This window comes from Clostridium oryzae, from assembly GCF_002029235.1.
Taxonomy (GTDB): domain Bacteria; phylum Bacillota; class Clostridia; order Clostridiales; family Clostridiaceae; genus Clostridium_AE; species Clostridium_AE oryzae.
The window spans coordinates 1-13,066 of sequence record NZ_MZGV01000095.1 but is presented as its reverse complement, the minus strand read 5'-3'; the positions used below and the strand labels follow the sequence as shown (position 1 = coordinate 13,066).

11 protein-coding genes are annotated in these 13,066 nt (G+C 31.9%); 8 read left to right on the top strand and 3 right to left on the bottom strand.

What is annotated here, in order from left to right; genetic code table 11:
- Window positions 1–891 (top strand): GNAT family N-acetyltransferase (locus tag CLORY_RS21275; RefSeq protein WP_139376117.1); only part of this gene is annotated, 891 nt, incomplete at its 5' end.
- Window positions 892–1,003: 112 nt separating this feature from the next.
- Here CLORY_RS21275 and CLORY_RS23455 read toward each other — a convergent pair.
- A complete protein-coding gene (locus tag CLORY_RS23455; protein WP_169911708.1) occupies window positions 1,004–1,159 on the bottom strand; it encodes a hypothetical protein in 156 nt (51 codons plus the stop codon).
- Window positions 1,160–1,295: 136 nt separating this feature from the next.
- Between CLORY_RS23455 and miaB the strand changes: the two genes are divergently transcribed.
- The 6 genes from miaB to CLORY_RS21245 all read left to right on the top strand — a co-directional run bounded on the left by miaB (window position 1,296) and on the right by CLORY_RS21245 (window position 10,036).
- Window positions 1,296–2,684: a tRNA (N6-isopentenyl adenosine(37)-C2)-methylthiotransferase MiaB gene (gene miaB / locus CLORY_RS21270; protein WP_079428323.1), complete on the top strand. Its 1,389-nt coding sequence runs from the start codon at window positions 1,296–1,298 to the stop codon at window positions 2,682–2,684.
- A gap of 36 nt (window positions 2,685–2,720) precedes the next feature.
- On the top strand, window positions 2,721–5,384 hold the full coding sequence (mutS, locus tag CLORY_RS21265; RefSeq protein ID WP_079428321.1) for a DNA mismatch repair protein MutS: 2,664 nt from the start codon (window positions 2,721–2,723) through the stop codon (window positions 5,382–5,384).
- A 12-nt stretch (window positions 5,385–5,396) separates the two neighbouring features.
- Window positions 5,397–7,331 carry a DNA mismatch repair endonuclease MutL gene (gene mutL, locus CLORY_RS21260; RefSeq protein WP_079428319.1) on the top strand — a complete coding sequence of 645 codons (1,935 nt, stop codon included), beginning with the start codon at window positions 5,397–5,399 and terminating at the stop codon, window positions 7,329–7,331.
- Window positions 7,332–7,370: 39 nt separating this feature from the next.
- On the top strand, window positions 7,371–8,297 hold the full coding sequence (gene miaA, locus CLORY_RS21255) for a tRNA (adenosine(37)-N6)-dimethylallyltransferase MiaA (RefSeq protein WP_079428317.1): 927 nt from the start codon (window positions 7,371–7,373) through the stop codon (window positions 8,295–8,297).
- 85 nt (window positions 8,298–8,382) lie between these two features.
- A complete protein-coding gene (hfq, locus tag CLORY_RS21250) occupies window positions 8,383–8,637 on the top strand; it encodes an RNA chaperone Hfq (protein WP_079428315.1) in 255 nt (84 codons plus the stop codon).
- 115 nt (window positions 8,638–8,752) lie between these two features.
- Window positions 8,753–10,036, top strand: a complete 1,284-nt coding sequence (locus CLORY_RS21245) for a methionine gamma-lyase family protein (RefSeq protein WP_079428314.1) — start codon at window positions 8,753–8,755, stop codon at window positions 10,034–10,036.
- A gap of 107 nt (window positions 10,037–10,143) precedes the next feature.
- On the opposite strand, the gene lexA is transcribed toward CLORY_RS21245, so the two are convergent.
- Window positions 10,144–10,749 carry a transcriptional repressor LexA gene (gene lexA, locus CLORY_RS21240; RefSeq protein WP_079428311.1) on the bottom strand — a complete coding sequence of 202 codons (606 nt, stop codon included), beginning with the start codon at window positions 10,747–10,749 and terminating at the stop codon, window positions 10,144–10,146.
- A 394-nt stretch (window positions 10,750–11,143) separates the two neighbouring features.
- Here lexA and CLORY_RS21235 point away from each other — a divergent pair, with 394 nt between their 5' ends.
- Window positions 11,144–11,509 (top strand): hypothetical protein, encoded by a 366-nt coding sequence (locus CLORY_RS21235; RefSeq protein WP_079428308.1) that lies wholly within the window; start codon window positions 11,144–11,146, stop codon window positions 11,507–11,509.
- A 161-nt stretch (window positions 11,510–11,670) separates the two neighbouring features.
- Here the strand turns inward: CLORY_RS21235 and CLORY_RS21230 are convergent, their stop codons facing one another.
- Window positions 11,671–12,675, bottom strand: coding sequence for a tyrosine recombinase XerC (locus tag CLORY_RS21230; RefSeq protein ID WP_079428306.1), 1,005 nt, complete (start codon window positions 12,673–12,675; stop codon window positions 11,671–11,673).
- Window positions 12,676–13,066: the final 391 nt, after the last annotated feature.

Here is a 13,066-nt window from a genome sequence, read left to right as displayed (position 1 = left end):
CTAATAATGTTGAATGATGGCTTTAGGCTAAAAAAACTTACTCTAAAAAACTATAATATCTTTAAAAAGCTTTATGATGATAATTTCATATTTAATAAATTGAACGAAGATTTTATATTTAACTATAATAAGTCTGATATAATTGATAAGTTTTTTCTGAGAAAACAATTATATCTAATAAAAAAACAAAACTCATATATTGGGTATATGTGGATTAGTAAGGTTGGTTCAAAAGGATTAAATTATATGATAAATACATTATGTATTGCAAAAGATCATTTAAATGATGATCTTCGTGGTGCTTTATCTTCATTATCAAATAAAAACTTGTATTTTTATGATGTGCTGCCTAACGAATTCAATCTCTCATGCCTTGAAAAATTAGGTTTTGTGGAGAATGACTGTACCTGTGAGCTTAATAAACACATTACAAATTATGAGGATATTATAGTTCCTGATAACATCGAATTTGTTACGTTCAAAGCCGGCAAACATGAAAGAATTCGTTGTAATCTGCAGAATGATATATTTATGAATGTTGAAAGGCAGCCATTAACGATAAGTGATATATTTTTAGACGAGATTCAACAATATTATGTAAGTGATTGGTGTATCTTTCTAAAATATGATTCTAAGTACATAGGTTATGGTCAAATAATAAAATCCAGCGGTACTCCTCTTATCGTTAATTTCGGAATAATAAAGCAGTATCGCGGCTTAGGTTTTGGAGAATTATTTCTTACTTATCTGTTAAATCTAATATACAGAAGTGATTATACTCAAGTTAATATAAGAGTTAGTTTAAAAAATACAGCAGCATATTCTTTATATAAAAAGAAAGGTTTTGAAAAAGCAATTATATATAATAATATGATTTACAGAGGTTTGTAATGAAAGGGTTTGAGGCAACTATATTGAAGAAAAAAACTAGCTATCCGCTAGCTTTTTTTATATAAATAGTTGCTTCAAGCCTCAGGGTACATACTAGAAAATATATACCTGTTTAATAAAACATAGTTTCTGATGGAATGTGTGATGTTTTAGTGGAAGCAAAGCTTTCAATTCTCTCTCTGTTGTAATAAGACCTGCCATATATAGTGGAATATTTCATTTCTTTGTCCTTCTTATTACTTTTATCCTCTTTTTTTGCATCATACATAATATCCCACCTCCTATTATATTTTTTTCATTTTCCTCATCGTTTATGCAAAATATTTATTTTTTTTTGCATATATGATATTATTTCTATATGAAAAGATTTATTTTAATTTTAAATATAATTCGAGGAGATTGTAATGACTAATAAAAATAACTTAAATGTAAATGATAGAAACTCTTTTTCAGCTGAACATAAATCGGTTTCTAGAAAAGAGTTTTTCTTTATTAATACTTACGGATGTCAAATGAACGAAGAAGATTCAGAAAAACTTTCTGGAATGCTTAAAAATATGGGCTATGAGAGAACTGAAAATAAAGAGGAAGCTACAGTAATAATCTTTAACACCTGTTGCGTACGTGAAAACGCAGAGTTGAAAGTATTCGGTAATCTCGGTGCTCTTAAGAATATGAAAAAGCAGAATTCAAATTTAATAATCGTATTATGCGGCTGTATGATGCAGCAGAAGGATATGAGCGAAAAAGTACTTAAAAAATATCCTTTTGTGGATATTATCTTTGGAACTCACAACGCATATAAATTTCCTGAATATCTTAATAGTGTAAAGCAGAATGGAAATCCGATAGTAGAAGTAGTTGATAAAGAGCAGGGAATAGTTGAAGGAATTCCTATAGATAGAAAGAGTTCAATAAAAGCTTTTGTTACAACTATGTATGGCTGCGATAATTTCTGTACCTACTGCATCGTGCCTTATGTCCGCGGAAGAGAAAGAAGCAGAAGACCTGACGAAATAATAAAAGAGATAAAAGACCTTGTAAGCAAAGGTTACAAAGAGGTGACTTTACTTGGTCAAAATGTTAACTCCTATGGAAAAGGCCTAGAAGATGATATGAATTTTGCAAAGCTGCTTAGGATGGTAAACGAAGTGGATGGGTTAGAGAGAATAAGATTCATGACATCCCATCCTAAAGACTTAAATGATGAACTCATCTATGCAATAAGGGACTGCGATAAAGTCTGTGAACAAATTCATTTGCCTGTGCAAAGCGGATCCTCTGCAGTACTAAAAAAAATGAACAGAAGATATACAAAAGAGCAATATATAGAACTCGTAGATAAGATAAAAAAGGAAATACCGGATATTGCAATTACAACTGATATCATTGTAGGTTTTCCAGGAGAAACCGAAGAAGATTTTGAAGATACATTATCACTGGTTAAGTATGTTGAATATGACTCCGCATTTACATTTATCTATTCTAGAAGGAATTATACTCCAGCTGATAAAATGGAGGATCAGATAGAAGATGATGTTAAGCATGAAAGATTTAACAGACTCATCCAAGTAGTGAATGAATCAAGTGCAAAAAAGAACAGTGCATATAAAAATAAGATAGTTGAAGTATTAGTAGAAGGCAAAAGTAAAAATGATGAAAGCAAACTTACTGGAAGAACCAGAACAGGAAAGTTAGTTAATTTCGGCGGAGATGATACCTCTATTGGAAAGACTGTAAAAGTTAAAATCACAGAAACTTTATCCTTTTCACTCAATGGGAAACAGATTTAATTGACTTTTCGAAGTTGCTTTAGGAGGTAGATTTATATGGCACTAACGCCCACACCTATGATGCAGCAATATTTAGGTATTAAGGAAAAATGTAAAGATTGTATTTTATTTTTTAGATTAGGCGATTTTTATGAAATGTTCTTTGAAGATGCTGAAATAGCATCAAGAGAGCTTGAATTAGTATTAACAGGCAAAGATTGCGGTCTTGAGGAAAGGGCACCAATGTGCGGTATCCCTTTTCATGCTGCAAATAATTATATCGGAAGGCTTATTTGCAAAGGATATAAAATAGCTATCTGCGAACAGATGGAAGACCCTGCCTTAGCAAAAGGAATCGTAAAGAGGGATATAATAAAGATAATTACTCCGGGAACGTTCACAGATTCAATGTTTCTAGAAGAAACTAAAAATAATTACATTATGAGCATCTATGTAGATGAGGTTAAGAGAAAATGTAGTCTGTGCTTTGCTGATATATCTACAGGTGACTTCTATACTACAAGTTTTATATTAAATTATTCGCTTATTATAGATGAAATATCAAAATACTCACCAAAAGAAATATTAGTTGAAAACAATCTTAACGCTGAATTCACAAATAATATTAAGAACAAGTTTAATGTTACAATTACCAAAAAGGATTTGGATTACTTTAAAAATGAAGCAGAAGAAAATCTTGCAAAACAGTTTTCTTCGATGGACTTATCAGATTATGACTCATCCATTAAATTTTCTGCAAACTGTCTCATAAATTATTTTTATGAAACACAAAAATTATCCCTTTCTAACATCTCTAGAATGGATAAATATGATGTAGTTGATTTTATGAGCATAGATATTAATACTAGAAGAGATTTAGAGCTTACCGAAAATGTACGTGATAAGTCAAAAAAAGGATCACTTTTATGGGTGCTTGATAAGACCAATACTGCTATGGGCAGCAGAAAACTTAGAAAATGGATAGAACAGCCTTTGATAAATAGTAACTCCATTTTAAATAGATTAAATGCAGTAGATGAACTTAAAAATAATTATTCTCTAATCGTAGAGTTAAAGGAATGTTTGAAGAAAGTATATGATATTGAGAGAATTACTGGTAAAGTTTCATCACAAAGTGTCAATGCAAAAGAACTTATATCCCTTAAGAATTCTATCGTAAATATACCAGATATAAAAAATCTTTTAGGGGATTGTTCAGCAGAATTTTTGAAATATATTTATAGTAATATGGATGAACTTCAGGATATCTTTAAGCTTATTGATGACTCTATTATGGATTCCCCATCCTTATCAGTAAAAGAGGGTAATGTTATAAAGGATGGATTTAATAGTGAGATAGATGAACTAAGGCTTGCAAAGGCAAATGGTAAAGAGTGGATAGCCGCTCTAGAAAATAAGGAAAGGGAAGTTACTGGAATTAAATCCCTTAAAATTGGTTATAATAAAGTATTCGGTTATTATATAGAAATAAGTAAAGCTAACTTCTCTTCAATACCTGAAGGCAGATATATAAGAAAACAGACGCTTACAAATGCCGAAAGATTTATAACAGAAGATTTAAAGAATATGGAAGAAAAAATTCTAGGAGCTGAAGAGAAATTATTTTCTATAGAATATTCCTGTTTTGTAGGTGTACGAGATGAAATAGAAAATAACATAGACAGGATCAAAAATAGTGCTGCACTTTTATCAGAATTAGACTGCATATTATCTTTAGCTCAAGTTTCGCTGGAAAATAACTATTCAAAACCTGCTATAAATGATAGCGGTTATATAAATATTAAATCAGGAAGACATCCAGTTATTGAAAAAGTTATATCCGGAAGCAGTTTTATAAGTAATGATACATTTTTAAATACGGAAGAACAACAGCTTCTTATTATTACAGGTCCGAACATGGCGGGTAAATCTACCTATATGCGCCAGGTAGCCCTAATAACCTTAATGGCTCAAATAGGCTGTTTCGTTCCTGCTGAAACAGCTGATATAAGCATATGTGATAAAATCTTCACAAGGATTGGCGCATCTGACGATCTTTTTTCAGGTAAAAGTACGTTTATGGTAGAAATGTCTGAAGTTTCTAACATATTAAATAACGCTACAAATCGATCCCTAGTGCTTTTAGATGAAGTAGGAAGGGGTACTAGCACCTACGATGGACTAAGCATAGCTTGGGCAGTTATAGAGTATATCTGCTGCAATAAAGGTTTAAAATGTAAGACATTATTTGCTACTCATTATCATGAGCTTACTAAACTTGAGAATATGATTCCAGGCGTTAAGAATTATTGCGTTTCAGTTAAAGAAATTGGCGGAGAAGTTGTATTTCTAAGAAAGATAATAGCTGGAGCTTCAGACCAGTCTTACGGTATAGAAGTAGCAAAGCTTGCTGGTCTTCCAGAAGCAGTAATAGAAAATGCTAGAAGCATATTAAATAATTTGGAAAGTAATAAGGAAAATAGTAAGGCTTCACAAGATTCAAACGATATAAACGATATAATTGAAGAAACCGCTGTAGACATTCAGCAGCCTTCAAAACATGTTAAGACAAAAAATTCTGCTAAGCAAATTGATTTTATTGACTTTGGCAAAGATAGCTTTATACAGCAAGTCGCTTCAGTTGATGTGCTTAATTTAACTCCGCTGGAATCTATTAATAAGTTAAATGAACTTATCAAAAGTGCCAAAGGGCTTTTATAAGGTGGTTGTTATATGAATAGAATAGATATACTCAGCTCAGAAACCAGTAATAAGATTGCAGCGGGTGAAGTTATAGAAAGACCTCTGTCTGTTGTAAAAGAACTTGTAGAAAACAGTATAGATGCAGGCAGTAAAAATATAACTGTGTTAATTCAAGAGGGAGGTCTTAAAACTATCAATATCACAGATGATGGTTCAGGCATTCATCCTGATGATATCGAAAAATCCATTTTGCCTCACGCTACAAGTAAAATATCAACTATTGATGACATATTTAAAATAAATACTTTGGGCTTTAGAGGAGAAGCTCTAGCAAGTATTGCTGCTATTTCAAAAATGAATATTACCAGCAGAATAAAAAGCATGGACTTTGGTCGGGAACTACGTGTAGAAGGCGGATTTGTAAAGTCTATTAAGGATGCCGCTGCTAATCCTGGCACAAGCATTGTAGTAAATGATTTGTTCTTTAACGTACCTGCCAGACTTAAGTTTTTGAAATCAACGTCAAAGGAGAGCAGTTCAATCACTGATATAGTTTCTCGACTAGCGCTGAGTCACAGCGATATATGCTTTATCTTAAAAAACAATGATAAACAGGTAATTCATACTTTTGGAAACAACAATCTTCAAGATGTCATCAGAATTATTTATGGTAAAAGCACTGGTGATAATGTAACCTACTTTGAAAATCATATGGATACTGCTACGGTGTATGGATATATAGGCAATGCTGATGTAAGCAGAGGAAGCAGAAATCATCAGACCATTTTTGTGAATAAACGTTATATAAGGAGTAAACTAGTTACCGCTGCCGTAGAAAATGCTTTTAAATCATTCTTAACGATAAACAAATTTCCATTTTTCGTATTGTTTTTAGATATATATCCAGAGCTCGTAGATGTAAATGTACATCCTACTAAATCTGAAATAAAGTTCAAAAATGATCGAGAAATCTTTAAATTAGTATTTGATAGCATCCATAAAGCAATACGTGAGAGCCTTCATGACGACTTTAATATTCCTATAGATACACACTCTGATATTGTAAACAGCAGTAGTGATAATGAGTCTGTTGAAGGAAAGCAAATCCATAAGAATATGTCAATTTTCGATAATGACATAACGGATTCCAAACCTATAAAAGTTGATATTCCTATTGATTTACGAAGTAGTGACTATGAACAGCATATTGATAATAATGAACCATCAGTACAAAGTAAGCCAACTCCTCCTGCTTATATTAATGAAAACGCCGAGCCATATATTAAGCCTTCAGCTAAACCTATTGACACTGATAATAATAACAAGTATACAATTAATAATAGGTTAAAGAGTGATTATACAACACCTAATAAAAACAATTTAAAGCTCAAATTACTCAAATATATTGGTATTTTTAACAATACATATATTTTATCTGAGTTAAATGAGGAACTGTTTATAATAGATCAGCATGCTGCCCATGAGAGAGTAATGTTTGAGCGTTATAGAGAACAGATTAAACAAAGTCATGTTTCTGTACAGACGTTACTTACTCCAATAGTACTAGAACTTACGCCTGAAGAGTATTCAATATATATAGATAATATTGATATTTTTAAAAACTCAGGGTTTGATATTGATATATTTGGAGATAATACTATAAAGATACAGGCAGTTCCATATATTTTAGGTAAGCTGGATGGAAGGAACTTTTTTATCCAAGTAATAGATAGTATAAAAAATGACAAAAGTATTGATACATTAGATTTAAAATATAATTCTATTGCTCGACTTGCTTGCAGGTCTGCAGTAAAAGCGCATCAAAAGCTTAGTGAAGTAGAAGTTAAAACTTTACTTCAGCAGCTTGCAGAATGTGAAAACCCTTATAATTGCCCTCATGGAAGACCAACTATAATTAGTATGAGTCTCTATGAAATCGAAAAGAAATTCAAAAGAGTTCAATAGACGTAATAAATATTATGTTAACTAAAGTCAGGAGAAAAAATGAAACCTAAAATTATTATTATAGCAGGTCCTACAGCAGTTGGAAAAACTGCTGCTTCTGTAGAACTTGCCACAATGCTTCATACAGAGATAATTTCAGCAGATTCTATGCAGATATATAAAGGGATGGATATAGGTTCTGCAAAGGTTACTAAGAACGAAATGAACGGTATAAAGCATCACTTGATTAATGTAATTGATCCAAAAGACAGTTTTACTGTAGCTGAATATAAAGTTCTCGCAGATGAAGCTATAAATCATATTTCGGCTATGGGTAATATTCCGATAATAGTTGGAGGTACCGGTTTATATATTGATTCTTTAATTTATAACTATGATTTTACTGATGCAAATAAAGATTCAGAATATAGAAAGTATCTTGAAAACCTAGCAGCAGAAAAAGGAAACTTATATCTATTTGAAATGCTCGAAAAAGTTGACAAGGTTTCTGCAGTTAAGCTTCATCCCAATAATGTAAAAAGGGTTATACGAGCTTTAGAAGTGTTTCACGTAACCGGTAAATCCTTCAGCAAGTTTGCTCTTTCTGAAGAAGACAAATACAAATCTAAATTTGACTATAAATATTTTGTGCTAGCCATGGATAGGGAAATTCTATATCAAAGAATAAATATGAGAGTAGACTTAATGGTAGAGAATGGTCTTATTGAAGAAGTGAGAAAGCTCAAGGCTTTAGGTTGTACCACTGATATGCAATCTATGAAAGGAATAGGATATAAAGAGCTTCTTTACTACCTAAATGGAGATTTATCATTAGGGGAAGCTGTAGAAATGATAAAAAAAGGCAGCAGGAATTATGCCAAGAGACAACTCACATGGTTTAGACATAATCCAAATACTATATGGATAGACAGGGCTGAACAAAGTGATAAAGAAGTTCTTGATTTTATATTAAATAAGTTACAGTGAAAGTAGTTTTTTAATAAAATTTTAAAGGATTTTTTATTAATTTATAGAATAAGATAATAAAGAGAATAGTGGAGGGGAAAGAAGAATGAACAAGTCAACGAATAATTTACAAGATATATTTCTAAACGGTGCTAGAAAAAATAAAATTCCAGTAACTATCCACCTAACAAATGGTTTTCAAATTAAAGGCTTTATAAAAGGCTTTGATAGTTTTATTGTAGTTTTAGATTGTGATGGAAAACAAATGATGGTATATAAGCATGCTGTATCTACTATTACTCCTGGAAAGGTTATATTGTTTAATAACTCAGGAGAAGATTTTTCTAGTGTCGAAGATTAAACTTACATATATGATTACATATGTACTGCAATGAAATAGAGTAGGGCTATAGGATTCTATTCCTATACCTATTCTTTTTTATGTTGTAAATAATTATAAACTTGGAGGCAATTTAATGAACAAGCATACAAAGAAACTAATGAAAGATTATTATAAAATCCAAGATTTTTGTATTGATATTTTGGAAAAAGCTGAAAAGGATGTTAAGTCCGAATTTGAATATTACGATGAAATAAGAGAATATAATCAAGCTAAAGTATTAGCAGCATTTCAGGAAGAGCGAATAAGTGAGGCTCATTTTACTAATACTACAGGCTATGGTTATGGAGATATCGGTCGTGATACGCTTGATAAGGTTTATGCACGCGTTTTTAATACGGAAAGCGCCCTTGTACGGCCCCATTTTGTTAACGGCACCCATGCTATAGGCGCAGCATTATTTGGCAATCTAAGACCTGGAGATACACTTTTATCTGTATGTGGAACGCCCTATGATACACTGCATAATATAATTGGATCCAATGACAATAAATCAATGGGTTCTTTAAGAGATTATAACATAAAGCATAAACAAGTGGATCTTAAAGATAGTAAATTAGACTTCGATGCAATAAAGTCCGCTTTATCAGAGGACTCTTCTATTAAGATAGTCCATATACAAAGGTCTACAGGATACGGTTGGAGAAAATCACTACAAATAAGTGAGATAGAAAAATTAATTACTTTTGTAAAAAGCGTAAAGCCTAATGTAATTTGTTTTGTAGACAACTGTTACGGTGAACTGATAGATGTTAAAGAGCCTACAGATGTAGGTGCTGACCTTATTGCAGGATCATTAATCAAAAATATAGGAGGCGGTATCGCTCCTACAGGTGGATATATAGCCGGCAAAGAAGAGCTTGTAGAGAATGCTTCTTATAGACTTACAGTGCCAGGAATAGGAGGGGAGTGCGGTTCTACTTTTGGAGTTATGAGATCATTTTATCAAGGATTATTTCTTGCTCCTCATATAGCTATTGAAGCAGTAAAAGGAGCCGTTCTTTGTGCAAGGGTAATGGAACTGGCAGGCTATGAAGTACTTCCTCATTATACCGATAGAAGAAGTGATATAATACAAGCAATAAAATTTAATGATAAAGAGAAATTAATTAACTTCTGTAAGGGAATTCAAAAAGGATCACCAATCGATTCGTTCGTCCAATGTGAGCCTTGGGATATGCCTGGTTATGAAGATCAAGTAATAATGGCCGCAGGTGCATTTATACAAGGTTCTTCAATAGAACTTTCTGCTGACGCACCTATTCGTGAACCGTACATAGCTTATATGCAGGGCGGACTCACGCTAGAACATATTAAGGTGGGAATACTAATGGCTCTCAACAACGTAGGACAAATCTAGACGAATGCGCCTTAAATTAAAATAAGTAATAAGCCTGCTTCAATTGAAGCAGGCTTATTACTTATTTAATATTAAGTCAAAATAAGTTTACATAATTATTTTTATGTTTAGTATTTTCTATACAGCCCAACTAATTTTCCTAGAATTATACAGTCCTCAACTATAATAGGATCCATAGTATGATTTTCAGGCTGCAGTCTTATATGATCTTTCTCTTTATAGAATCTTTTTATCGTAGCAGAATTATCAATTAGTACTACAGCTATCTCACCATTATCCACTACAGGTTTTCTTTCTATAATAGCTAAATCGCCATCGTTGATTCCAGCTTCTATCATGCTTTCTCCGCTTACTTTAAGTATAAATAGGTCCTCACCGCTTTTGACGAAGTCTAAAGGTATAGAAAATGTATCCTCTATATTTTCTACAGCAAGAATAGGCATTCCAGCCGTGACTTTCCCTACTATAGGAATATTTATCATCTCTCTCTTATAATTTGTTAGTTCCGTGATTTCAAGTGCCCTAGGTTTGGTAGGATCTCTTTTTATTAACCCTTTTTTCTCTAGTCTTTTTAAATGGCCATGTACTGTAGAAGTAGATTTTAGCGATACAGCCTCACATATCTCTCTTACAGAAGGAGGGTAGCCCTTATCTTCTGTATATTTTTTTAAAAATTCATAAACTTCCATTTGCTTTGTATTTCTTTCAGTCATATTGTTTACACACCGTTCCTTTTTTATGGACTTATGCCCACAATATTAATTTTCTGCTTCATTAGAATATACAACATGCAACATATATATTTTCATAGATTCGCAGCATTCATCATTCTTTTAATTACCCCTTATTGCAAATTATTATATCATATGCCTTTTAAAATATCAAACTTATGTTCTTACTTATCTGTAATTAACCCAAACAGTAGACTTATAATTCAGCTTTATATCTTATTCTAAAAGAAAGCTATTGAAAAGCTTAGCGTTTTTTATTATAATATATTCTATTGCAATTAATAAGCTCGTTATTAGTAGATATATAGTTTCAACTATAAACTTTTAATAACAAGTTCATAAATACTGTATATTAAAATGTAAAGAGGGTTTTATTATGGCAAGATATGTAAACTGTATCCTAAACGAAAATAAGTTATGTAATGATTGCGGTGAATGTGATATTTGTGATCTAGATAGAACTAAGAAATGTGACAATTGCGGCAAGTGTATGGAAAATGGTAATTCGGACTATAGAGAAGTTCTGATTGATAATATTTACGAAACATCTGATGCCGCTGAATTAGACAATGACGATATAGAAACTGACAGTGCAAAGAACAGCGATGACGACGAGAATAAGAATTATGAACTAATAGACGATATAGACGGTCTCAACGAATTAATCGAAGACCCAGAACATAAATACGTAGAAGAAGTCTTTCCTGGATTACTAAAACTGAGAAAAAAAGAAGATAGATAAAAAAGTGTGAAGTAATTAACAAATTTTATGTAAATTTTCGTTAAGATTTGGGCAGTGTTTGAGGCGCAGCCGAGTTTCCCAAATTAGAAAATTTGCATAAAATTGTGTTACAAGTGCTTAATGAACGGATCAGTCTTAGTAGTGCCACAACATTTGATTTTTTATTCTATATCATTTAATGGATTTGAATTAACTGCTTTTCTTAGTTCGTCATCATCAACATGTGTATAAATCTGGGTTGTAGATACGCTTTCATGTCCAAGTATTTCTTGTAGACTTCTTATATCAACCTTACCATGCTTGTACATAAGCGTTGCAGCAGTATGTCTTAACTTATGAGGTGTATATTTGTCCTGATCTAAGCCGGCTGCCTGAACATACTTTTTAACCATTCTTTCTACACTTCTTTTATTTATTCTGCACTTCTTTTCGCTAATAAATAGTGCGTCTTTATCCGTAGGGGAGATAGGTGCATACTTTTTACCCCTCACTAGCATGTAATTCTCAACAGATCTGATACACGCTCTATTAAGATATACCGTCCTTTCTTTATCGCCTTTGCCTATGATAGTCAATGTATCATCCTTTATGTTTGAAATATTTATTCCGCAAAGCTCAGATATTCTCATGCCGCAGTTTAAAAATAAAGTTAGAATACAGTAATCTCGTTCAAAATTGTGGTCTGTAGGATCAACTGATCTGAGAAGCTTTTTGCTCTCATCTAGATTTAGAAATATTGGATTTCTTTTCTCTATCTTTGGAGATTCAAGTTCAAGTGCAGGATTCTCCTTCAATATTTTTGCCTTTCCTGTAAGAAACTTAAAAAAAGATTTAACAGATGCTACTTTTCTAGCTCTAGCATAGCTTCCATTATTCCTGTATTTTTGAGCAAAACTTATGTAAGCATACAAATCCGTAAGCTTTATGCTTCGTATAAAATCATCATCTATATCAGATATATCTATGTCTTCAAAGACTTTTTCTCCGTGTGTCTTTCCTTTGTATATCTTCAAAAATCTAAAAAATACAGATAAATCAATCCTGTAGGCCCTAATAGTATTGTTCGATTTACCCTTAATTGTAGATAAGTAATCCAAAAATTCAGCTAGAGCTTGAGGAAGCTTACCGTTAACAGCTATATCTTTAAAATCGAATTTATAGTTCATTTTTCCTCCTAATATAAAATATATAAAATATTAACTCGAGCGCACGCATAAAATAAATGATTTATTAGTTTACTAAATAACTCTGATATATTTATTTTAATTCAAAATGCTAAAAAAATAAACCTTTCATTTACATCACTTTATTTGTATACCACGCGGAGAGTGTTGCTTACATTTTTTTGCAGCTCCTCTCGCATTTTTGCTATACACGTCGCGAAATTATGATTTCGCGACGTGTATTTTTGAATAAAAAAGCTATTTTATATGTAATTCGCCCTTCTACTAGTTCTTTTATATACTATATACAGAAATACACTGTAATTGCAGTTTTTATTACTAATTGTGTCTAAAATAATTAAAAATTATTTCTCAACTTTTATTATTATCTCTT

Bases quoted from the DNA above. Each gene is read 5' to 3' on its own strand.
- mutS (WP_079428321.1), top strand. From the start codon at position 2,721: ATGGCACTAACGCCCACACCTATGATGCAGCAATATTTAGGTATTAAG.
- miaB (WP_079428323.1), top strand. From the start codon at position 1,296: ATGACTAATAAAAATAACTTAAATGTAAATGATAGAAACTCTTTTTCA.
- mutL (WP_079428319.1), top strand. From the start codon at position 5,397: ATGAATAGAATAGATATACTCAGCTCAGAAACCAGTAATAAGATTGCA.
- lexA (WP_079428311.1), bottom strand. From the start codon at position 10,749: ATGACTGAAAGAAATACAAAGCAAATGGAAGTTTATGAATTTTTAAAA.
- CLORY_RS21245 (WP_079428314.1), top strand. From the start codon at position 8,753: ATGAACAAGCATACAAAGAAACTAATGAAAGATTATTATAAAATCCAA.
- hfq (WP_079428315.1), top strand. From the start codon at position 8,383: ATGAACAAGTCAACGAATAATTTACAAGATATATTTCTAAACGGTGCT.
- CLORY_RS23455 (WP_169911708.1), bottom strand. From the start codon at position 1,159: ATGTATGATGCAAAAAAAGAGGATAAAAGTAATAAGAAGGACAAAGAA.
- CLORY_RS21235 (WP_079428308.1), top strand. From the start codon at position 11,144: ATGGCAAGATATGTAAACTGTATCCTAAACGAAAATAAGTTATGTAAT.
- CLORY_RS21230 (WP_079428306.1), bottom strand. From the start codon at position 12,675: ATGAACTATAAATTCGATTTTAAAGATATAGCTGTTAACGGTAAGCTT.
- miaA (WP_079428317.1), top strand. From the start codon at position 7,371: ATGAAACCTAAAATTATTATTATAGCAGGTCCTACAGCAGTTGGAAAA.